21 protein-coding genes are annotated in these 20,775 nt (G+C 67.6%); 7 read left to right on the forward strand and 14 right to left on the reverse strand.

Going from position 1 to position 20,775, the window contains the following annotated elements:
• The first annotated feature begins 317 nt into the window (after positions 1–317).
• Positions 318–557, forward strand: coding sequence for a hypothetical protein (locus ASE22_RS03440; RefSeq protein ID WP_056356280.1), 240 nt, complete (start codon positions 318–320; stop codon positions 555–557).
• 128 nt (positions 558–685) lie between these two features.
• Here the strand turns inward: ASE22_RS03440 and ASE22_RS03445 are convergent, their stop codons facing one another.
• The 7 genes from ASE22_RS03445 to ASE22_RS03470 form a co-directional block, all read right to left on the reverse strand.
• Complete coding sequence (locus ASE22_RS03445) at positions 686–1,411, reverse strand: AcvB/VirJ family lysyl-phosphatidylglycerol hydrolase (protein WP_056354974.1); 726 nt, start codon at positions 1,409–1,411, stop codon at positions 686–688.
• On the reverse strand, positions 1,408–2,625 hold the full coding sequence (locus ASE22_RS03450) for an AcvB/VirJ family lysyl-phosphatidylglycerol hydrolase (protein ID WP_156397367.1): 1,218 nt from the start codon (positions 2,623–2,625) through the stop codon (positions 1,408–1,410). Before ASE22_RS03450 ends, ASE22_RS03445 begins: the two co-directional genes overlap by 4 nt.
• Positions 2,562–2,888, reverse strand: coding sequence for a hypothetical protein (locus ASE22_RS27100; RefSeq protein WP_156397365.1), 327 nt, complete (start codon positions 2,886–2,888; stop codon positions 2,562–2,564). The genes ASE22_RS03450 and ASE22_RS27100 overlap by 64 nt, the downstream gene beginning before the upstream one ends.
• A gap of 141 nt (positions 2,889–3,029) precedes the next feature.
• Complete coding sequence (locus ASE22_RS03455; protein ID WP_056354977.1) at positions 3,030–4,388, reverse strand: sensor histidine kinase; 1,359 nt, start codon at positions 4,386–4,388, stop codon at positions 3,030–3,032.
• 2 nt (positions 4,389–4,390) lie between these two features.
• Complete coding sequence (locus tag ASE22_RS03460; RefSeq protein ID WP_056354981.1) at positions 4,391–5,080, reverse strand: winged helix-turn-helix domain-containing protein; 690 nt, start codon at positions 5,078–5,080, stop codon at positions 4,391–4,393.
• On the reverse strand, positions 5,077–5,469 hold the full coding sequence (locus tag ASE22_RS03465) for a PDZ domain-containing protein (protein ID WP_056354984.1): 393 nt from the start codon (positions 5,467–5,469) through the stop codon (positions 5,077–5,079). Before ASE22_RS03465 ends, ASE22_RS03460 begins: the two co-directional genes overlap by 4 nt.
• Before the next feature lies 1 nt (position 5,470).
• A complete protein-coding gene (locus tag ASE22_RS03470; protein ID WP_056356284.1) occupies positions 5,471–5,995 on the reverse strand; it encodes a DUF1003 domain-containing protein in 525 nt (174 codons plus the stop codon).
• A 270-nt stretch (positions 5,996–6,265) separates the two neighbouring features.
• On the opposite strand from ASE22_RS03470, the gene ASE22_RS26625 reads away from it, so the two are divergent.
• The 4 genes from ASE22_RS26625 to ASE22_RS03485 all read left to right on the forward strand — a co-directional run bounded on the left by ASE22_RS26625 (position 6,266) and on the right by ASE22_RS03485 (position 10,013).
• Complete coding sequence (locus ASE22_RS26625) at positions 6,266–6,430, forward strand: hypothetical protein (protein WP_156397363.1); 165 nt, start codon at positions 6,266–6,268, stop codon at positions 6,428–6,430.
• Positions 6,423–9,044: a bifunctional lysylphosphatidylglycerol flippase/synthetase MprF gene (gene mprF, locus ASE22_RS03475; RefSeq protein ID WP_056354987.1), complete on the forward strand. Its 2,622-nt coding sequence runs from the start codon at positions 6,423–6,425 to the stop codon at positions 9,042–9,044. The genes ASE22_RS26625 and mprF overlap by 8 nt, the downstream gene beginning before the upstream one ends.
• 289 nt (positions 9,045–9,333) lie before the next feature.
• Positions 9,334–9,558, forward strand: coding sequence for a hypothetical protein (locus tag ASE22_RS26630; protein WP_156397361.1), 225 nt, complete (start codon positions 9,334–9,336; stop codon positions 9,556–9,558).
• 65 nt (positions 9,559–9,623) lie between these two features.
• Positions 9,624–10,013 carry a DUF1801 domain-containing protein gene (locus ASE22_RS03485; RefSeq protein WP_200933239.1) on the forward strand — a complete coding sequence of 130 codons (390 nt, stop codon included), beginning with the start codon at positions 9,624–9,626 and terminating at the stop codon, positions 10,011–10,013.
• A 116-nt stretch (positions 10,014–10,129) separates the two neighbouring features.
• Here ASE22_RS03485 and ASE22_RS03490 read toward each other — a convergent pair whose 3' ends face one another.
• The 3 genes from ASE22_RS03490 to ASE22_RS03500 all read right to left on the reverse strand — a co-directional run bounded on the left by ASE22_RS03490 (position 10,130) and on the right by ASE22_RS03500 (position 13,347).
• Positions 10,130–10,642 (reverse strand): energy transducer TonB family protein, encoded by a 513-nt coding sequence (locus tag ASE22_RS03490; protein WP_056550231.1) that lies wholly within the window; start codon positions 10,640–10,642, stop codon positions 10,130–10,132.
• Positions 10,643–10,847: 205 nt separating this feature from the next.
• Complete coding sequence (locus tag ASE22_RS03495) at positions 10,848–12,224, reverse strand: UDP-glucose dehydrogenase family protein (protein ID WP_056355000.1); 1,377 nt, start codon at positions 12,222–12,224, stop codon at positions 10,848–10,850.
• Positions 12,225–12,342: 118 nt separating this feature from the next.
• Positions 12,343–13,347 (reverse strand): NAD-dependent epimerase/dehydratase family protein, encoded by a 1,005-nt coding sequence (locus ASE22_RS03500; RefSeq protein WP_056355003.1) that lies wholly within the window; start codon positions 13,345–13,347, stop codon positions 12,343–12,345.
• Between the two features lie 426 nt (positions 13,348–13,773).
• Between ASE22_RS03500 and ASE22_RS03505 the strand changes: the two genes are divergently transcribed.
• A complete protein-coding gene (locus tag ASE22_RS03505) occupies positions 13,774–15,954 on the forward strand; it encodes a GumC family protein (RefSeq protein WP_056355006.1) in 2,181 nt (726 codons plus the stop codon).
• Positions 15,955–15,963: 9 nt separating this feature from the next.
• Positions 15,964–16,695, forward strand: a complete 732-nt coding sequence (locus ASE22_RS03510; protein WP_056355009.1) for a helix-turn-helix transcriptional regulator — start codon at positions 15,964–15,966, stop codon at positions 16,693–16,695.
• Here ASE22_RS03510 and ASE22_RS03515 read toward each other — a convergent pair.
• From ASE22_RS03515 to ASE22_RS03530, 4 genes are all read right to left on the reverse strand, one after another.
• Positions 16,649–18,034, reverse strand: coding sequence for a lipopolysaccharide biosynthesis protein (locus tag ASE22_RS03515; RefSeq protein ID WP_082545733.1), 1,386 nt, complete (start codon positions 18,032–18,034; stop codon positions 16,649–16,651). The genes ASE22_RS03510 and ASE22_RS03515 overlap by 47 nt on opposite strands.
• Positions 18,035–18,247: 213 nt before the next feature.
• Positions 18,248–18,994, reverse strand: a complete 747-nt coding sequence (locus ASE22_RS03520; RefSeq protein ID WP_056355012.1) for a response regulator transcription factor — start codon at positions 18,992–18,994, stop codon at positions 18,248–18,250.
• 213 nt (positions 18,995–19,207) lie between these two features.
• Positions 19,208–19,894, reverse strand: coding sequence for a PIG-L deacetylase family protein (locus tag ASE22_RS03525; protein WP_235536511.1), 687 nt, complete (start codon positions 19,892–19,894; stop codon positions 19,208–19,210).
• On the reverse strand, positions 19,891–20,736 hold the full coding sequence (locus ASE22_RS03530) for a methionyl-tRNA formyltransferase (RefSeq protein WP_235536510.1): 846 nt from the start codon (positions 20,734–20,736) through the stop codon (positions 19,891–19,893). Before ASE22_RS03530 ends, ASE22_RS03525 begins: the two co-directional genes overlap by 4 nt.
• Positions 20,737–20,775 lie beyond the last annotated feature (39 nt).

The following is a 20,775-nucleotide window of genomic DNA, read 5'->3' on the forward strand; positions in this document are numbered from 1 at the left end:
AGCGCGAATATCCATCATCCTACCAGATGCGCGGCCGATTGCGAGCATCTCGATGCCGCGCATCGGAAGGGTGGCCGGCTCGACCCACGCAGGGGGATCGGGGCTTCCGGCGCGATGATGACCGATTTGTAACCCACCGGATCTCCGCCGTCCGTCAACCATGTCGATAAAAGTTCATTTTCCCAATATGTTATTCGGATTTCCTCGATGGACACCTGTCGGTGTCTTAACGTGCGTTCCGCGGCTGGCCGGTCCAAATTCGGCGCATCGGGGCAAGGCGACGACGCCGTGCTTCCCAGACAATGAAGGATGCGACCATGTTGAGAACCGTCTTCCGTTTCCTGGCGCTGACCAGCGCGATCGCCGGGCTGGGCACCGCGCTGGTGATGGGCGCCGCCAACGCCGCCACGCCGACCGGCGACGTTCCGCTGTGCTCGAAGACGATCACCGACAAATGCATGGACCGACCGGCTGCTCCGGCCCGCCACGCGACGGGTCACGCCACGCACCGGGCTCACAAGATCGCCGCTGGAAAAGGCGCACACCGGAAAGGCTGAGGCGACGATGGCCCGGGGGCGTCGCTTCCCGGGCCTTCCCCATCATCTCCCGCTTCGCCGGCCACTTCGGTGGCCTTTTTCATGTCCGCCGCCGGGCCCGTTGGACCCGCAACCACCTGCGCGCCCTGTCACCGGGCCGGCAACGCGTCGATGCTCCCGAGCAGATGGCGGTAGAGGCCGTCGGCATCGCGGCGGAGCGGATGGCCGCCGGGCATGGCGATCCTGCGCATATTGGATTGATCGAGCATCGGACAGAGACTGTCGGTCTCGTCGCGCCCCTGGACGCACAGCAGCGGCACCCAGTCGAGCCGGCGCCCGGTATCGATCGCGGCGGCGTCGGCCGGCACGAGGTCGAGCATCTCGGCAGGGGATGCCTGGTACATCACCGTGTCGGTCGGCACGACCAGCGCGACCATCGCCAGCCTCGCGCGCAGGTCGGGCGGCAGGCCGACGAGGCCGACATGGACCATGTCCGCGCCATAGGACTGGCCGATCAGCAGCAGGCGCCGCGCATGCCCGAAAGCGAGCCCGCGCCGCACCGCATCCCCGATCAGCGCCCTGACCTCAGCCGGCGACCGGCGCTCGCGGAAATAGACGAGCGAATTGACCCCGAGCACCGGAATGCCATCCGCCGCCAGCCGGTCGGCGACCTGCCGAGCCATGCCGATCTTGAAACCCATGTCGCCCGACAGGATCACGGCGGCCAGCCCGGCATGCGCGGGAGACGGTGCACGGCGCGCCTTGACGGGGACGTAGACATCGCCTCCGAAATAGCCGAGCCAGCCCCACCAGGCGGTCAGCCCGGCGCCGACCAGGACGAGCGCCAGCACGACGCCGGTCAGGATCCGCCTCACGACATGCCCCGCAGTACCGCGGCGGCCAGCGCTTCGCCGTCGTTGTTGAAGTGGTGGCCGCCGGGCAGCACGACCTGTTCGACCAGGCCGCCGGGAATGTCCGGACAGGCGCTGTGCTTCTCCTCCGCGCCCCGGATGCACTGCATCGGCAGGCCGCGCAGCCGTTGGATCGCGGGCAGGGTCGGCAGGGCGTTGGTGTCGCCGATGTCGAGCCAGGAGGCGAGGTGGAACTGGAAGTCGGCGGTGCCGCTCAGGCCGAGCATGCTGAGCCGCGCCACCATCGGCCGAAGCGTGGGCGGCAGCGCGGCGACGATATACGGGAGGTCGTCGGCGCCGAAGGAATAGCCGACGAAGATAACCTTCGGCCGGTGCCACGCGCGCGAGAAATGCTCGACGATCCGCCCCGCATCCTGTCCGGCCTGCGCCGGCGTCCTGGCGTTCCAGAAATAGCTGAGGCTGTCGACGCCGACGACGGGCACGCCCGCCGCCGCGAGCTTCGCCGCAAGGTCGCGGTCGATTCCGGCCCAGCCGCCGTCGCCCGAATACATCACCGCCATCAGGTCGCTATGGCGCGCGGCCGGGTCGGCGACGATCGTCAGCGGCAGGTCTGCGACATTGGCGAGCATGGCCGGGCGCGCGGCGGCGCTCGCTTGCGGTTCCAGCAACTGGTCGAAGGCGGCCCTGAACTGCGGCATCCAGTTGGCCTGGACCGAAAAACCATGCCCGACCTTGGGCAGTTCGATCAGCCGCGCCTGCGGCACCTGCCGGGCGAAGGCGCGGGTGACGTCGGGGCTGACGACCTGGTCGACGGCGCCCTGCAGCACCAGCCACGGCGCCGGCAGGCGCGGCGCGGCCGAAAACAGCCAGCCGGCCTCGGGCTTGGCGATGTGCGACACCGTCACGCCGGGGATCGCGCACCAGGGTTTCGTCCCGCCGATGTCGGGACCGAAGCCGAGCGACACCGCCGCCCGCCACGTCCCCGCCGGGGCCTGTGCCAACGCTGCATAGGCGATCGTCGCGCCCGAGGAGTAGCCGGCCAGGATCGGCTTGACGTAGCGCGGCAGGCCGAGGCGATGCTCATAGTCCTGCGCCAGCGCCTGGAGGACATAGTTGGGATCGACGCACGCCTCGCCATTGCCGTCGAGGCTCTTCAGCAGCGTCGGGGTCGAGATGCCGGCAACCGCGACGCCCTGCCCGGCGAGCGCCTTCGCCATGTCGACCACGCCGAGATTCCAGCCGCCGTCCCCCGACAGGAGATCGCGACGCCCCGGACCGGGCCGACGGGGCGATAGGTGCCCACCTCCTGCGCGCCCGCGAAGGTGAAGCCGCCGGTGGCGACGGCCTCCTCCTGCGCCGCGACCGGGCGAGGCGCCGCCGGCATCCGCGCCGCGACGGGCGTGGCGGTCGACGAGAAGGGCGAGAGGAGCATCGCGGCCGATCCCGCGACGATGGCCAATATGGAAAACAGTCTGCGCATCTTCACCCCCGCAGGAGGACATCCTGCGCGGAGACTAGGCCCGCGCTCCCGACGCGGGCGTGAGGGCGAGGTTAAACATCGGTAATGTCGCCCTTCCCCGTCACCCCGGCGAGCCGGGATGACGGTCGGTTGGAACGACGTTCAGGCCGAAATGCCCGGCCCCAGATGCAACTCGACCCTCAGCCCGGGCCCGTTGTCATGCAGCTCGAGCGCCCCGTCGTGCAACCGCGCCACCGCCGAAGCCAGAGCGAGGCCGAGCCCCGCCCCGGCCTTGCTGCGCGCCGCGTCGAGCCGGCCGAAGCGGCGCAGCGCCTCCGGCCGCTGGTTCTCGGCTATGCCCGGGCCGTCGTCGCCGACGCTGACCACCGCCCCGTCGCGGGTCCGCCGTGCCGCGACGACGATCCGCCCGGCGCCATATTTCATCGCATTGTCGATCAGGTTGGCGAGCGCCTGGCCGAGCAGCTCGCGGTGGACATGGCCGCGGATTCCCGCCGGCGCGTCGGCGACGATCGCGAAGCCGTTATCCTCGGCGAGCGGGCCGTAGACCTCGACCATGTCCTCGACCATCGCCGAAAGGTCGGTGTCGACGAAACTTTCCCGCCCGATGCCCGCTTCGGCGCGGCTGATGCGCAGCGCCGTGTCGAGCATCGTCAGCAATCGGTCGCCCTCGTCGATCGCGCGGGCGACCGCGCCCTTCGCCTCCTCGCCCTCGCTCGCGTCGAGCGCGCGTTCGAGGGTCGATCGCAGACGGGTGAGCGGGGAACGCAGGTCGTGCGCGAGGCCGTCGGTGGCGATCTTCAGCTCGGCCATCAGCGCGGCGATGCGGTCGAGCATCGCGTTGATCGTCGCGCCGAGCGCGTCGAAGGCATCGTCGCCGCCGTCGACCGGAACGCGATGGTCGAGATTGCCGGCGGTGACGGCGCGCGCGGTGCCGACCGTCGCCGCCAGCCGGCCATGGATCAGCCGGGTCGAGCTCCATGCCGCGAAGGCGGCCAGCGCCACCGCCACCGCGAAGGCGCTGACCATCGCCTCCTCGAGGATGACCGCGAACCGCAGCTCGCTTTCGACGACGTGGCCGGTCAGCAGCCGTCCGCCCCCGGCCAGCGGGGTCGCGACCAGGTAGATCTGCTCGGACTCGTCATGGCCGATCCGGAACAGGTCGATGGTCGCGGCAGCCGAGGACGAGGGCAGCGACGGCGGCCATTCGGCGATGTTGCCCGCCACCGGCCGCCCGCCGCGGTCGACCAGCAGCACCGCCGCGCCGGGTGCCCGGCCAGGCTGGGTGCGGGCGGCGACCGCCGCACCAAGCGCCGCGAAGCCGCCTTGCCGGTAGCTGCCGAGCAGCTGGTCGCGCAGCTGTTCGGCATGGGCCTCGGCCTCGTCGCCGATCTGGTCGGCGGTCAGCTGGTGCACCGTGGCGAGCAGCAGCGCCGCGCCGACGATCTGCAACAGGAAGACGAGCGCGGCGAAGCGCAGGAAGGTCGACCGGGCGAAACCCATCGTCAGCCGTCGAAACCGAGCCGATAGCCCGAGCCGCGCACCGTGTGGAGCAGCGGCCGGGCATGGCCTTCGTCGATCTTCTTGCGCAGCCGGCTGACATGCACGTCGATGACGTTGGTGCCCGGATCGAAATGATAATCCCACACCCCTTCGAGCAGCATGGTGCGCGTCACCACCTGGTCGACATGGCGGAGCAGGAATTCGAGCAGGCGGAACTCGCGCGGCTGCAGGTCGATCGCCTGCCCGCGCCGTCGCACCTTGCGCGACAGCAGGTCCATCTCCAGGTCGTCGCAGGCAAGACGAGTCTCCGGTGCCGCGCCGCGCCCCTGGGCGTGGCGGATCAGCAGGCGGATCCGCGCAAGCAGTTCGGCGAAGGCGAAGGGCTTGGTCAGATAATCGTCCGAACCGCTTTCGAGCCCCTTCACCCGATCCTCGGCCGAGCCCATCGCCGACAGGATGATCACCGGCGTCTCGATCCCCGCCGCGCGCATCGCACCGAGCACCGCCATCCCATCCATCCCGGGCAGCATCCGGTCGAGGATCACGCAGTCATAGCTGCCGTCGGTGGCATGGAAGAGGCCGTCGCGGCCATTGTCGGCGCGATCGACCACGAAGCCATGTTCGGTCAGGCCGGTCGCGACGAAATCGGCGGTGGTGGCGTCGTCCTCGACCAGCAATATCTTGTGGCTCATCCGTGATGCCCTCCCCCGCCGCGCCGCATGTGGATGTCGAGCAGCGCGCCGTGACGCGACACCCGCAGGTCGACAACGTCATAGGACCCGCTGGCGACGTCGCGGTCGAATGCGGTCAGGCTCGGCGCGGGCAGGCCGTCGACATCCTCGATCTCGTCGCCGACCTTCAGCCCCGCCTCCGCGCCGGGCCCGCCGGTCTGGAGGCTCGTCACCATCAGCCGGGGATGCCCGGCATTGTCGACCACCGCCAGCGTCGCGCCCGTGGGCAGCGATTCTCCGGCCACGACGGGCTCATGATAAGGGCGGACGAACTGGCGGGTGACGATGAACGCGGCCAGGGCCGCGCACAGCAGCGCCGACCAGCCGATCCAGGACAGGGTTCTCGTCACATCAGGCCTCGTTTCGTTCGGCGCAGACCGTGGCAATGATGCGATCGAGCCGTTCGGTGATCGCCTGGTCGAGTTTCTCATGCAACCGCAATATTTCAAGCTCGGCGCGCAGGTTGACCTCATAATCGAGACTGGCGGCCAGCCGGTCCTTCGCCGCCTGGCGGTTCTGGCTCATCATGATCACCGGCGCCTGGATCGCGGCCAGTGTGGACAGCATCAGGTTGAGGAAGATGAAGGGATAGGGATCGAAGGCGAGGCCCCAGTGCGACAGCACGCCGCTGTTGAGCAGCATCCAGCCGAGCAGGACCAGGCCGAAGCAGATGATGAAGCCCCAGCTGCCGCCGACCGCGGCGACCCTGTCGGCGAGCCGGTCGCCGTAGGTGGCGTGCAGGTCGGCAACGTCGGCGGCATCGCGCGAGATCGGCTGGCGCGCCGATATCTTGGCGAGGACATTGGCCTCCTCGGGGTCGAGATCCTGCTTGCCCAGTAGCCGCGCGGCCATGCCGTGTAGGGTTTCGCTTGCCATATGGCCTCCTTCGTCGCCGGGATAGGCGCGCCCATCATACCCGAGCATGAGCATCGCATGACCATTTCGTCATGTCCGGCATGATCGGCGCGGTCGGCGAGATTATCGATGCCCGATGTCGCGAGAATCGTCCGGAGAGGAGAGCGGCGCAGATCGCCCCGCAGCCGCACCGCCCCGCCCCGCCCAACATTACCAATAATTCAGATGCCGCCCACGCGATTGGCATGCGCCCACGCCTATCGGTACGGACCCTAGCAGCAAGGACGTGCAATGAAGCCTCCGATCCCGGCGACGATGGCCGCGCCGCCGCCCGAACTTCCGGACGGATCCGCCCGGCGCCGTCCCGACGCGATCACGCTCCCGAACCGCCCGATCGGCGGCTTTTCCGGCACGTTCCAGACCTGGCAGCCCATCGAGAAGGCCCGCAATGCATAATCTCATCGCCTGGCTGCGCGACCGGCGAGGCGCCCTGTCCGTCGCCCTCGTCATCCTGCTGGTCGGCCTCGGCCTCGCCGCGCTCCACCGGCTCACCGAGACGCTGGGACCGCGCGACATAGCGTCGGCGTTCAGCGCGATCGAGCCCCGGCAGATCGCGATCGCGATCGCCTGCACCGTCGCCAGCTACGTCGCTCTGACCTTCTACGACGTCTTCGCGCTGCGCGTCATCGGCAGGCCGCTGCCATGGCGGACCGCAGCCCTCGCTTCCTTCACCAGCTATACGATCAGCCATAATCTCGGCCTCTCGCCGATAACCGGCGGATCGGCGCGCTATCGCGTCTACACCGGCGCCGGCCTGTCCGGCGGCGACGTGGCGCGGATCGTGGCGATCGCCTCGGCGACCTTCTGGATGGGGGTGCTGACGATCACCGGCCTCGCCCTCGCCTTCCACCCCGGCAACCTGTCGCTGGCGGGCCTCTCGCTGGGCGGGACCGTCACTCGGACCGTCGGCGGCGCGATCCTCCTCGGCACAGCGGGCTTCGTCCTTGCCTGCGCCCTCGGTCCGCGCTCGATCGGGCTGTTCGGCTGGACGGTCCCCCTGCCGAGCGCGGGCGCGGCGCTGGGTCAGATCGCCATCGCGGGGATAGACTTCGCCGCCGCCGCCGCTGCGCTGTTCATCCTCATCCCGGGCGCCGATCCGGCGCTGCTGCCGACCTTCCTCCTCGCCTATTCGTTCGGCATCATCGCCGCCCTCGTCAGCCATGTTCCCGGCGGCATCGGCGTGTTCGAGGCCGTCGTGCTGGCGACGATCCCGGCCGACAAGTCCGCGCTGGCCGCCGCGCTGATCGCCTATCGGCTGATCTATTATCTGCTGCCGCTCGCGCTGGGCATCGTCGCGCTGGTGCTGCACGAAGGCCGCCAGCGCCGCCTCGGCCAGGCGATCGCCGGGGTCCGGCTGGTCGCCAACGGCCTCGCCCCGCTGCTGATGAGCGTGGCGAGCTTTCTCGGCGGGGCGGTGCTGCTGCTGTCGGGCTCGACCCCGTCGATCCCCGCCCGGCTCCATATGCTGCACGCGATCGTACCGCTGCCCTTCATCGAGGCGTCACACCTCGCCGCCAGCCTGGTCGGCACCGGGCTGCTGCTGCTCTCCCCCGGCCTCTACCGCCGCCTCGACGGCGCCTTCGTCGCGGCCCGCGCGCTGCTGATCGCCGGGGCGATCTTCTCGCTCGCCAAGGGCATCGACTATGAGGAAGCGATCGTCTGCGTGGCGATCGCCGCGCTGCTGCAATGGACCAGCCCGGCCTTCTACCGGACCACGGCCTTCGTCTCGCGCGCCTTCTCGCCCACCTGGCTGGCCTGCGTCGCGGCGGTCGGGGGACTGAGCCTGTGGGTCGGGCTCTTCTCCTACAAGCATGTCACCTATCAGAACGCGCTGTGGTGGGACTTCGCCCTGCACGGCGACGCGTCGCGCTATCTGCGCGCCAGCCTCGGCATGGGCGTACTGCTCGCCGGCGTCGCGCTGTGGCGGCTGTTCGAACCCGCCGCCCCCCGCCGCGCCACGACCGCCCTTCCAGCCGAGATCGCCGCGGTGATCGAGGGCGCGGAGCGCACCGATGCGATGCTCGCCTATACCGGCGACAAGCGCTTCCTCCTCTCGCCCGGGGGCGACGCCTTCCTGATGTACCAGATCCGCGGATCGAGCTGGATCGTGATGGCCGATCCGGTCGGCCCGCGCGCCGCCTGGGCCGATCTGCTCTGGCGGATCCGTTCGATGGCGGACGCCGCACAGGGCCGGCTGATGCTATACCAGATCAGCAGCGACATGCTCGAGCTGGCGATCGCGCTGGGCCTGCAGATCGTCAAATATGGCGAGGAGGCCGTGGTCGACATCGCCGGCTTCTCGCTCGACGGCCCACGGATGCGGTCGATCCGCCAGACGGTGCGCCGCGCCGAACGCGAAGGCGCGACCTTAGAGGTCATCCCCGCCGCCGCGGTCCCCGCGATCCTGCGCGATCTCGCCACGATCTCCGACGAATGGCTGGAAGCCAAGGGCCAGCAAGAGAAGGGCTTCAGCCTCGGCCGCTTCGATCCCGACTATATCGCGCGCTTCGACTGCGCCATGGTCCGGGTCGACGGGCGGATCGTCGCCTTCGCCAACATCTGGCGCACGGCCAATCGGCGCGAGCTGTCGGTCGACCTGATGCGTCACGGCGCGGGATCGCCGCCGGGGGTGATGGACTATCTGTTCGCCAGCCTGATCCTGTGGGGCCAGGACCAGGGCCACGCCCGCTTCTCGCTCGGCCTCGCACCGCTGTCGGGGATCGAGGCGCATCGCCTGTCGCCGCTCTGGGCGAAAGCCGCCGCCGCGATCTTCAAGCGGGGCGAGCGGTTCTACGGCTTCCGGGGCCTGCGCGCCTATAAGGAGAAGTTCGCCCCGATGTGGGAACCCCGTTACATCGCCGCGCCGCACGGCCTCGGCCTCATCCGGGCGATGCGCGACCTCAACCTGCTGATCGGGCGGCCGAGGATGGCCGCTTCACCCGAGCGGACGACGCCGCGCCTCGCCCTGCCCGATGCGGCCTCGACCGATCGGCCGCGCCTCGCCGCCTGAGCCGTGGTGACGGGGGACGCCGAAGCCAGCGAAAGGATGTGCCGACACGGATGCGGATGCGGCGTCTGGCGAAGAGGGGAAGCCAGACGCCGCGGGCGGGGTCGCCGGAGGGGGAAGCCGGCGATGTTTCCTCCCTACGCCACCCCGCATGGCCGCGCGCTGCCCGGCGGATGAATTTTCCGTAATCCGCCCGAACGCCGCCGCCGCCGCGCATGACCAAAATTTCATCCGCCCGCCACGCCCGCCACAGCCGCCAGCGGGCAGTGTGACGGCGTTCCAGGAGATTCCGATGCCGACAGACCAGTCCTCCCTTCTCCACAGCCGCGGCCGGAAGCGCCATCCGCGCATGATCGCCGAGATCTCGCGCAACTGCCGCGCCGGCCGCCATGTCGTCGCGCCCGAGGTGCGGACCGACGAACAGGGCGTCGAGCATGGCCGCTGCCGCCACTGCGGCTGCGAGCTGGCGCGCATGCCGGTGCTGCGGCGCTGGTTCAGGACCGGCGAGATGGGTTGAACGCCCGTCCGGCAACGGCGATATCGACCGTCATGGCGGACGGCGGGTCCGGAAAGGCGAGGACGATGGACCAGAAGAAGAGCGATTCCCCCTCCCAACTGATCGACGCCCGGATCCGGGAACTGGCCGACTGGCGCGGCGAGACGCTCGCACGCGTCCGGTCGATCATCCGGGCGGCCGACCCCGAGGTCGTCGAGGAATGGAAGTGGCGCGGCGTCCCGACATGGTCGCACGCCGGCATCATCTGCACCGGGGAGACCTACAAGGGCGTGGTCAAGATGACCTTCGCCAAGGGCGCCGCGCTGGAGGACCCGGCGCGCCTGTTCAACAGCAGCCTCGAGGGCAACGTCCGGCGCGCGATCGACGTCCATGAGGGCGATACGATCGACGAGGAGGCGCTGACGGCGCTCGTCCGCGCGGCGGCGGCGTTGAACCTGGCCGGCAGGAAGCGCTGAGGTCTGCGGATCCGGTGGCCCCATGGCGGGCAGCTGCGCCTGTCGCCCGACGGAAACCCGGCGAGCCGCTCCGCGCGACGAGAGGGTCACGCATCGCGGCGTCGCCGGATTCGCGTTCAGCCCGCCGGGAGCAAGAACATGCTCATGGCGATCGCCGTGGGGGAACCCTGCCTGGTCAGCCAGGCATTGCGCTGGTCGGCATCCCTGCGCACGGTCTTCATCTGGCGCTTCATGCTGGCCTCACCGTCCGCGAAGATGATGACGGCGACATAATGTTCGTCGGACGAGAAACCTCGCGGCAACGGATGGAGGGAAGCGATCTTGCGCACGGCCCTCAGGGCTTCGCTGTCCAGCCTCCGGTCTTTCGACGATCTGTAGATGCTGACATCGGATGGCGCCCCGCTCTCGCTGCACCCGAATTTCACCTGGACGATGCCGCTGGGCGACTCCCGCCCGAACATTGGCCGGGGATAAACAAGCTGGTCGCCGATCGTGCCGGAGATCCGCTGTGCCCACGGTGCGAAGGCGATCGTCGTCATCGAAGCTTCATCCGGATGAGCGGCTACCATGCCCAGCGGAATCATGATTGCGGCGCCGGCGGCGGCCGACGCAATTCGCCAATGATTCATGACGAGTTTCCTCGTATATGACGGCCGCTTGAGCCTGCCGGACATCATCCGGCGCGACGGCTGGAGTCCGTCCGGCCGAGTCCGGAGCCCCGGGACACCAGATAGGCCGCAGTTATTTTAGTGTCATTGGCGCTTCGGGATAGAAGTAATATAAGCAGTTCAGCCGGTATACGTACTTAAATTACAATAACATGATCGGCCCCGTCTACGCCACCGCTCGGGCGGCTATTTCATCGGCAGGCGGCATGACGGCCTCCGCCACATCGCGATACGAGGCCTGCGGGCGGCCGATCGAATGATAGATGAGGCCCGCTGCGGCTGCCTCGGTCGCCGAATAGATGTTCCTCAGGTCGATAAGCAGCGGGTGAGCCATGTTCTCGCGTATCGCCGCCAGGTCGAGCGCGCGGAAGACGTCCCATTCGGTGACGATCACCGTGGCCGACGCGCCCTGGACCGCCGCCTGCAGGTCGGCCGCATAGTCGACGCCGACGAGATGGTCGCGGGCCTGCGTCATGCCTTCCGGATCGAACACCTCGACGATCGCCCCGGCATCCTGCAGCCCCTGGACGAGCGCGATGGACGGCGCCTCGCGCACGTCGTCGGTATTGGGTTTGAAGGTGAGGCCCAGGATCGCGACCTTCCTGCCCCGGACGTTCCCGCCCATCGCGTTGATGACGCGCCGGGCCATCGCGGTCTTGCGGCAGTCGTTCACCGTCGCGACGGTCTCGACGATCCGCAGCGGTGTGGCATTGTCGCGCGCGGTCTTCAGCAGCGCCAGCGTATCCTTGGGAAAGCACGAGCCGCCATAGCCTGGCCCGGCATGAAGGAATTTCGGGCCAATGCGATTGTCCGATCCCATTCCATGCGCGACATCCTGCACGTCGGCCCCGACGGCTTCGCACAGATCGGCGATCTCGTTGATGAAGCTTATCTTGGTCGCGAGGAAGGCGTTCGCCGCATATTTGATCAGCTCGGCGCTGCGGCGTCCGGTGAACAGCAGCGGCGACCGGTTCACATGAAGGGGCCGATAGATCGCCCGCATCACGTCCTGCGCCTGCGGACTGTCGGTGCCGATCACGATCCGGTCGGGGTGCTTGAAATCGGTAATGGCGGCGCCTTCACGCAGGAATTCGGGATTGGAAACCACCGATATCGGCGGGCATGTGGCGCTCTCGCGCAGGATGCGCTCGACTTCGTCGCCCGTTCCGACCGGCACGGTCGATTTCACCACGACGACGCAGGGAGAGACCAGCGCCGCGGCAAGCTCGCGGCAGGCCGCATAGACATAGCTGAGGTCCGCATAGCCGTCGCCACGCCGCGACGGCGTGCCGACCGCGATGAACACGGCGTCCACCCCCGCCACGGCGGAGCGCAGGTCGGTCGTGAAGTGAAGCCGCCGCGCCTGCACGTTGCCGAGGACCAGGTCCTTTAGCCCGGGCTCGAAGATCGGCATGATCCCGCTCCGCAGCGTCTCGATCTTGGCCTGGTCCTTGTCGACGCATGTGACTTCATGTCCGAAGTCCGAGAAACAGGCGCCTGACACCAGGCCGACATATCCCGTACCGATCATCGCGATGCGCATAGATTCCCCTCTTGCAGCGAAATGGGCCGAACCGGCCGCTCCGGGATCGGCTTAAACGTCACCGACAGCGGTGGCTCCGGTGCATCGGCAGCATGGCCTGCCCTTTTTGCTTAGAGGGCTACTCCGTCCGGCGGCCCTGATAGCCGCGGTACCATTCTACGAACCGCGGTACGCCCACGTCGATCGATGTCGTCGGCTTGAACCCGAGCTCGCTTTCGATGACGCTGATGTCGGCATAGGTGGCCGGCACGTCGCCGGGCTGCATCGGCTGATAATCGCGCACCGCGCTCCGCCCGCAGGCCGCCTCGATCACGTCGATGAGCCGGCCCAGGCGTTCGGCGCGATGATTGCCGATATTGTACAGGCGGTGCGGCGACTGGCTGCCACCGGCTTTCGGCAAGCCGTCATCGATCGGCGGGTTGTCGAGCGCGGCAATCACCCCGGTCACGATATCGTCGATGAAGGTGAAATCCCGCCGCATGTTTCCGTCGTTGAAGACGGGGATGGCCTGACCGCTCAATATCCGCGACGTGAAGATCCATATCGCCATGTCGGGGCGCCCCCATGGCCCATAGACCGTGAAGAAGCGGAGCCCGGTCTGGGCTATCCGGTAGAGATGGGCATAGGTTTCGCTCATCAGCTCGTTCGACTTCTTGGTCGCGGCGTAGAAGGACAGCGGGTGATCGACGCGATCCTCGACCCGGAACGGAACGCTGGGGTTGGCCCCGTAGACCGAGGAGGACGAGGCATAGACGAAATGGCCGATGTCCCGGTGGCGCGCGAATTCGAGCATGTTCAGATGCCCGATCAGGTTGGACTGCGCATAGGCATGCGGGTTTTCCAGCGAATAGCGAACGCCGGCCTGCGCACCGAGATGGAGCACCCGGTCGATATCCGTGCCGGCCAGGCCATAGTCCAGGGCGAAGCGGTCGGCGAAGTCGATCTGGCCGAAGCGGAACGTGCCGCCCGCGTCGTTCAGAGCGTCCAGCCGGTCGCGCTTCAGGCTAACCGGATAATAGTCGTTGAGATTGTCGATGCCGAAGACATCCTCGCCCCGTTCCAGGAGCCGCTTGCAGCAGTGGAAGCCGATGAAGCCCGCGGCACCGGTCACCAAGATCGCCATATATCCTCCCTGTCGCGCCCGAGGCTGTCGCGAAGAGAGCCGTCGGCCTCAGACCTAGGCGCGTGGCGCGCTTCCGGGGAGCGGCCGTCGGCATTACGACCGAAGGAAACCCCTTCCTCCTAAGGGCTAGGGCGGTACCCCGTCGCTACCGGCCGGGGCGGATCTGCCGGCGGCGCCCAAGGGCGATCACCGCTAATGCCTATGGCCTAGCCCCTTTGCGCCTCGTGCTCGACCCAATTGCTTTTGTTGCACAACGGTTTGCACCGCAGAATGCGGGCCAGGCGATTGCCAGCGAAAAGGACGCGTCGGGCATACCGGCGCAGTCCATACAACAAAGGGCCAGCCATGAACTTCGGTGCTTATGCTCCGCGTGCCCTGCCTCCTCCCACCGGGGGGGCAGATGAGATCCAGGGACAGCCGGGGCAGGTGGGTCTCGCGCATCTTGCCAATGTCTTTCACCGGCGCCGATGGCTCATCCTCGGGACGATCGCCGTCACGATGATCGTCACGATCGTTTCGATCGCGATGCAGACGCCCCTTTATGAGGCGACGGCGACTTTGCGGATGGACATTCCGGTTGCCACCGACGGCACCGAACGCTCCATGCCGACCGCCGAAAGCGAGATGCAGATCGAGACCGAAACGCGCACATTGGCGTCGCATGATTTCGCCAGCGCGATGGTCCGCGACCTCGAACTGCTGGACAATCCGGCGTTCAGCGGCCGCAAGATCAGCAAGGGCCGCACCGCGCGCGCGCCGCAGTCGCGCATCGACAAGGCGGCCGACCGGCTGCTGACGACGATCAAGGTCCAGCGCGTTCCCCATACCCAGCTGATCAATGTCTCGGTGCAATCGCCCTATCCGACCTTCGCGGCGATGGTCGCCAATCGCTATGTCCAGATTCGCCAGATGCACGGCGCGCTCGATCGGCTGCAACGGCAGGACAAGATCATCGCCAAGCTTGCCGAGCGCACGCGCCAGGCGGGCGACGAGCTGCGCAAGGCCGAACAGGAGGTCGCCGATTTCCGCCGCGCCAATCACATGCTGGTGGGCGCGGCCGGCCCAGGCGACCTCGCCCAGCTCAATCAACTGACCTCCGATGCCGCCGCCGCCGCCAGCGCACGCGCCGGAGCGGCGGCCAAGGCGGCTGGCGTCGGCGCCGCCGCGCGGATGCGGACGGGCAGCGAAAATGCCACGTCGCCGCTGCTGTCGATGCAGGAGCAGCGCTATGCCGAACTGCTCCAACGGCAGGCGGAGCTATCCTCCTTCTACGGCCCCGGGCATCCGTCGCTGGCCAATGTCCTCGCGCAGATCCAGGAGGTGAAGGCCAGCCTCGAGGCGGAGCGGACCCGGGTCCGTCAGGTCGCCGCCGCCGAAGCCGCCATGGCCACTTCGCGCGAAACCTACCTGGCCCGCAGCGACGCGCAGGACGCCGCCGCGCGGGAGGCCGCGCTCCAGAGATCGCTCAGCGCGCTGACGCTCAAGGCTTATGACAATGCGGCGGGCAATGTGCGACTTGCCGAGCTGGAGCGCACCGCGGAAACGCAGCGCGCGCTCTATGTCGGGCTCGCCGCGCGCCTGAAGCAGCTCGGTTCGGCCCTGGTTTCGGGAACGGGCCTGGTGCTCCAGTCGACCGCGCCCGTGCCCGTCACGCCGATCAGCCCGACGCCGCGCAAGACGCTGATGGTCATGCTGCTCGGCTCGGCCATTCTCGGCTTCGCCTGCGCCTTCGCGCTGGAGATGACCGACCAGCGGCTGCGCAGCGGCCAGCAGATCTGGCGCCTTTTCGGGCTTCGCAGCTTCGCCATGATCCCGCTGATGCGGTCGGGAGTCACCAGGGCGGACGCCGGAAGGATGCTCAGCGAGCATCCGAACTCGATCTTCGCCGAGGCGGCCAGGACGCTGCATACCGAGATCGTTCGTCGACGCCATGGCCCGGGAGCGCAGGTGGTGCTGATCACCTCGCCCTTCCCTGGCGACGGCAAGACTGCGGTGGCGCACAGCCTGGGTGCGACCGCGATCGCCGCCGGCAGGAGCGCCGTGGTGATCGATCTCGACCTCCGGCGAACGCCCGGGGAGGGCATGTTGGAGGCCGACGCCGCCAATCTTTCCCCCTATCTCGAAGGGCTGGCGCCGCTCCAGGGGCTGCTGCCCTCCCCGTCCGACAGTCCGGCCAAGTCCCTCCTCGTCCTCTCGGCTTACAAGGAGACGCGCGACCCCAATGCCGTCCTGGCATCACCGCAGCTCGCGCGGCTGTTCGACGAGCTGCGCGAGCGCGTCGACCTGATCATCATCGACGCCCCGCCGGTGCTGGCCGTGCACGACGCCTCGAACATGCTGCCGCTGGCGGAGATGACGCTGCTCGTCGTCCGCTGGGGCCGCACCCGCATCGACGAGGTCGCCGGCGCCCTTGCCGCGCTCCGGGAACCGGTCAGCGGCGTCGTGCTCAACGCAGTCGACTACCGTCGCCACGCCCAGGGCCGCTATGGCGACATGGTGCAATATTTCCGCCGCTCGAGGGCCTATTATCCGCGTGACGACGAGCTGCTTCAGCCGACCTTTCTCGACAGGCTGCTACGGAGATTCCGTCCGGCATGCGACCGCTGAGGACCGGTGGTGAACGATTCCCAGGCAGACACGGTCGACCGCGGCGACGAGCTGCCCGACGAGTTCCCCCCATCGGACCAGCCGCCGCCGCTCGACGTCCTCCTCATCGACGCATCGGCCCTGAACCGAAGCTGCTTCTCGGCCGGCATCGACCATGACGGCAGCATCAGGCTCGTGGCCTGCGCGGCGATCGACCAGATCCCCCCGGCCGCCTTCGCGCGCGGCATGCCGGACATCGTCATCCTCAGGCTGATCGCGGAAGAGATTGCGGAAGCCGATGTCGCCGACCGGTTGCAGCGGCTGGACGAACTCTTCCCGGGCGCGGCGATCATCCTGATCATTCCCACCGCCGAGCCACGCCATATCCTGACGGCGCTGCAGCATGAAATTCTCGGGCTGACCACCGATCAGCTCAGCATGGCCTCGACGATCGAGGTCATGCGGCTCGTCCACGCCGGCATGGTGGTCTATCCCCCCATGCTGTTCGAAAGCCTTCGGACCGTCGGCACGGCCGACGAGAATATGGGCGCCGGCTCGGTGCGGTCGGGCATCAACAAGTTGACGAAACGGCAATATGAAGTGCTGCGCCTGCTGGCTGGAGGCATGCCCAACAAGGCCATCGCCCAGGAACTGGGAATCAGCGACAGCACGGTGAAAGTGCATATCCGCGCCATCATGGAACGCCTGGGCCTGGTCAACCGGACACAGGCCGCGGCTCGCTTTCTGCGGTCACAATTCTGAAGCGGCGGCGCGCCCTGCGCTCCATCGCAACCGCGCTCGTCACAGCGAGGACGACGTGCGCCACATTCGCCCCCATGGCGCCGATCCACGGCACCAGCGCGAAGGCAAGCAGCTGGAACAGCAGCGTCGACCACAGGACGATCCTCAGGATGGCCCGCTGTTCCCCCATGGCGAGAAGCGCCGATCGCAACGGCGCGGCATGCATGGTGAAGCCGAGCGCGACCATCTGGACGAGGACGAGCGGATAGGCGTCTCCGAACGCCCGACCGACGCCAAGCTCGATGAGCGTTCGACCGCAGGCGAAGAGCGTGGCGATCGCCAGCACCGCGAATATGTCGAGCACGGCCTGCACCTGCACGATCGCCCGGCGGAATTGCACGAAGGAGCGCTGCGCCCACAGTCGCGCCACGTCGGGATATAGTACCGCCTGGACCTGGCCGCAGGCCTGCTGGACCATCTTGGCGACCTGCTTGGCCACGAAGTAGAGCCCGGCCGACCGGGTGTCCGCCAGCGCGCCCACGATGAGCACGTCGAGCTCCATCGAACTCGATCGGATGCTGATCGAAAAGCTCGACGACCAGGCAAAGCCCATGATGCCGGGAAATTGGCGGGTCATGCCGCGCAGGGGCACACGATGCAGCGATCCGATGCCCTGCCTGCGCAGGACGAGCAAAGCGATGCCGAGGAACAGCAGCGAACTGATGATCTGGCTCGCGGTCCAGGCGATAACGAAAAACAGCAGCCCGCCGCCCGACCAGAAGCCGATCGCGCACAACAGGATGCGGACGACGCTGCTTGCGACCTGCACATAGGCGATGGTTCGAAACTGCCCGGCGAGACGCAGCGCGGCGGTCGGCATCCCGCTGATGTTGAGCAGCAACGTGCCGCAATTGATGATGACCAGCCCGATATGGGTAGCGCTCATCCCCAACAGGGGTGCGCACGCCCAGGCCAGCAGGATCGCCGAGAAGGCGGCGGCGGTGCAGGCCGAGACGTCGAGCCACAGGCCGAAAGCGAAGAGGGCGCGGAGGCGCTCGATGCGTCCTTCGGGGGGATGGCCCGTCTCGGCCGCATATTTGATGAGGGGCTGCCAGCTTTCGAACCGCATCAGCCGGTCGAACACGCGGACATAGCTGACGATGAGGGCGAGTATCCCATAGTCGGCCGGACCAAGCGAACGCGCGGTGATCGCCACGCCGACGAGCCCCAGGACGGCGGTGATGCCGTTTCCCGACAACAGGTGGCCGACACTGACCAGACGCCGCCGGAATGCCTTGTCGTCCCTCGCCCGGCCCCCGTCGGGCGGTGCGGCGTGCACCGCCGCCGGGACAACAGGCATGCTTGGATCGTCGACTGCCATCGCGCTCGTCCCGGAGCCGGATCGTCGGCGGCGGAACGCTGTGCGGTTCCGCCGGCGACGTGTATCGGACTCCGTCCAATGGTGAGACCCTGATTCACGCTTCAGGCCGCTCCGACCGAAACGATCAAGGTCCGGGCCGTCACCGACGGCAGCGGGAAGATGGACGGCCCCGTGAGGCCCGGTTCGCCCGATTCAGGCCAGCACCGGCGGTGCGCTTGCCGCGGTCATCGACCCAGGCCTCCACGCGTCGCCACGACCGGCCGGCGCGGGCAGCGCCGGCGTGTCGCCGTCATAGCCCGTGAGGCCCCGCTGCACGGCCCAGATCGCCGCCTGGGTACGATTGGAAACCTGCAGCTTGCGAAGCGCCGCTTTCACATGAACCTTGACCGTCGCCTCGCATATGCCGAGGCAACGCCCGATCACCTTGTTGGCGCTTCCCAGGATCAGCAGCTGAAGCACCTGCATCTCGCGCTCCGAAAGGTTGACGTCCGACAGGTTCACTGTCCAGCCGGACGCGTAGGGCCGTTCGCCCATGCAGGTGGCCAGTTCGGATGGGAGCACCTTCTCGCCCAGCGCCACGAGGCGGAGCGCCCCGATTAGCGGTTCGGACGAGATCTCCTTCACCAGATATCCGTCGACTCCCCACCGGAAAGCGGTGGCGACGGAATCGAAGTCGAAATGGTCGGCGAGGATGACCAGCAGCGCACCCGGATGCTGCTCGCGCAATCTGGGACACAGCTGCATTCCCTCTTTGGCGAAACCATCGTCGACGATGATGATGTGACGAATCGCATCAGTCATCATCGGCGGAAAGCTTATCTTTTCAGGATCGCTTACCGCCGACGTAACCTTGAGCGCCCTTTCGACAAGAATGTGGCGCAGTCCCTCGCGAAGGATACCGTTGCTGCTCAACAGCGCTACTTCGATGTCATCAGACATGTGTTCCCCTTTCATGACGGTCGCCCACCCCAAATCGACATGGTCCTTTCGGTCATGGTCCCCCGACCAGAGTCATCTTTAAGGATGATGATCTGTGCCTTCCGGGGGATGAACAGGCTAGGGCAATTAAGGGGTACACGGCTGTACCATTGGTTATACCATTGTTATTTCTAAGGATTTTAGCCGAGTTTTTCGTCAGCCCTGACGAAAAGATCAAAATATCTGGCGCAAAAGTATGAATGCTTCCGCGGCGGCGATGTGCACTGTAGCACCCCTGAGCGTCGCCAGTGCCCGAATGACCTCTGGAGATCTTTCGTCGGGAGCGGCCTTCACCTGCGAACGATAGCAGCGGAACGCCGCCAGCTTCGCCTCGATGGTATCGCTGATATCGATGAAGACGTTGGGCGCGAAGGTCGGCGTCACGCCGGGCGCATACCAGTTCGTCTCCGACAGGGTCTCGTAGCTGTAGACCCGGGCCGGTCCGTTGCCGCCCCGCGGACGGGCCGCGACCATCGACGACAGGAAGACCAGTTGATGGTCGAGATGGATATCGCCGAGAAAAGGTATGAACAACGTGTCTGGCGCGACCGCCGTCATCACCGCTCCGAGCGCGGCATTGATCTCGGCGTGCGGAACGGTGTCGAGCTCGGCGGCAGGGAAATCGAGGAAATGGGTCTGCGTCACACCCAGCAGGTCATGCGCGAGGCGCGCTTCGCCGCGCCCGATCTCCGCCATGTGCGGACCGAACCGGTCGACCCCCGCCCGGGTGATGATGGCGACATGGACCTCCGCTCCGGCGTCGGCCAAGCGCATCATGGTGCCGCCGCACCCGAGCACCTCGTCATCGGGATGGGGGGCGATCACCAACACCCGGCGGATCTCGTCCGTCGTGCCTTTCACAGGCCATCCCCCAGCACGGCGTGGAGGGCCGGCGGTCCGCCGACTCCGCCGTCCCATTCGGTTATCTCCAGCGCCGTGCCGCTGCCGCAACGGACGATGAAGCTGCTATCGGATCGCACAATCACCTGTCCGCTGCGCGCCAGATGGCGATCGCCGTCGACCGCGATCCTGGCCTGCCAGACGATCAGTTCGTCCTGCCGCGAACGGGTGTGGGTCCGGGCGCCGGGATAGGGCCGTCCCGAAGCCCGCACCAGCCGGTCTATCTCCGTGGCGGTCATGCTCCAGTCGATCCGGCCGCTTTCCGGCGTGCGCCGGGCCGCCCAGGTCGCGAAGCGTTCGTCCTGTTTCTCGCGGCGCGGCGTTCCCGAGGCGAGCGCCGCCAGCGCGTCGGTCATCATCGCGTCGAGCGCGACCATGTGCTGCCGGTACAGCGTCTCCGCCGTCTCGCCGGGCGCCACGTGGAAGAAGCGTTGCTCCAGGATCGGACCGGTGTCGACGCCCGCGTCGATCCAGAACAGCGTGCCGGCGGTGATCGGCTCGTCGCGGAGGATCGTCCACGGAATGACCGCGCGCCCCCGCATGCGCGGCAAAGGGGACGGATGATAGCCGATCACGCCGAGCCGGGCCGCCTTCATCAGTCGGGCGCGGCAGATCTGCGACCAGCCGATCACAAAGACATAGTCCGGCGCAACCGCTTCGATCGCCTCGCATATCTCGGGCGCATTGGCATTCGGTGCGGGCAGCAGGCCGGCGCCGGCCGCCGTCGCGGCGCCGCTCAGGTCGACATAGTCGGAATGCCGATGGGCCAGCTCGAATGGCAGGCTGACGACCAGCGGCAGCATCCATTCCTTTGCGCGGGCGATACCATCTATTGCGACTCG

This window comes from Sphingomonas sp. Root720, from assembly GCF_001428605.1.
In the GTDB taxonomy this organism is placed as follows: domain Bacteria; phylum Pseudomonadota; class Alphaproteobacteria; order Sphingomonadales; family Sphingomonadaceae; genus Rhizorhabdus.

Coding starts and splice junctions, on each gene's coding strand:
- ASE22_RS03500 (WP_056355003.1), bottom strand. CDS start 13,347: ATGGCGATCTTGGTGACCGGTGCCGCGGGCTTCATCGGCTTCCACTGC.
- ASE22_RS26625 (WP_156397363.1), top strand. CDS start 6,266: ATGAAGCCTCCGATCCCGGCGACGATGGCCGCGCCGCCGCCCGAACTT.
- ASE22_RS03515 (WP_082545733.1), bottom strand. CDS start 18,034: ATGCCTGTTGTCCCGGCGGCGGTGCACGCCGCACCGCCCGACGGGGGC.
- ASE22_RS03470 (WP_056356284.1), bottom strand. CDS start 5,995: ATGGCAAGCGAAACCCTACACGGCATGGCCGCGCGGCTACTGGGCAAG.
- ASE22_RS03450 (WP_156397367.1), bottom strand. CDS start 2,625: ATGGCGAAGGCGCTCGCCGGGCAGGGCGTCGCGGTTGCCGGCATCTCG.
- mprF (WP_056354987.1), top strand. CDS start 6,423: ATGCATAATCTCATCGCCTGGCTGCGCGACCGGCGAGGCGCCCTGTCC.
- ASE22_RS03530 (WP_235536510.1), bottom strand. CDS start 20,736: ATGCTGCCGCTGGTCGTCAGCCTGCCATTCGAGCTGGCCCATCGGCAT.
- ASE22_RS03485 (WP_200933239.1), top strand. CDS start 9,624: ATGGACCAGAAGAAGAGCGATTCCCCCTCCCAACTGATCGACGCCCGG.
- ASE22_RS03495 (WP_056355000.1), bottom strand. CDS start 12,224: ATGCGCATCGCGATGATCGGTACGGGATATGTCGGCCTGGTGTCAGGC.
- ASE22_RS27100 (WP_156397365.1), bottom strand. CDS start 2,888: ATGCGCAGACTGTTTTCCATATTGGCCATCGTCGCGGGATCGGCCGCG.
- ASE22_RS26630 (WP_156397361.1), top strand. CDS start 9,334: ATGCCGACAGACCAGTCCTCCCTTCTCCACAGCCGCGGCCGGAAGCGC.
- ASE22_RS03440 (WP_056356280.1), top strand. CDS start 318: ATGTTGAGAACCGTCTTCCGTTTCCTGGCGCTGACCAGCGCGATCGCC.
- ASE22_RS03455 (WP_056354977.1), bottom strand. CDS start 4,388: ATGGGTTTCGCCCGGTCGACCTTCCTGCGCTTCGCCGCGCTCGTCTTC.
- ASE22_RS03520 (WP_056355012.1), bottom strand. CDS start 18,994: ATGTCTGATGACATCGAAGTAGCGCTGTTGAGCAGCAACGGTATCCTT.
- ASE22_RS03460 (WP_056354981.1), bottom strand. CDS start 5,080: ATGAGCCACAAGATATTGCTGGTCGAGGACGACGCCACCACCGCCGAT.
- ASE22_RS03490 (WP_056550231.1), bottom strand. CDS start 10,642: ATGAATCATTGGCGAATTGCGTCGGCCGCCGCCGGCGCCGCAATCATG.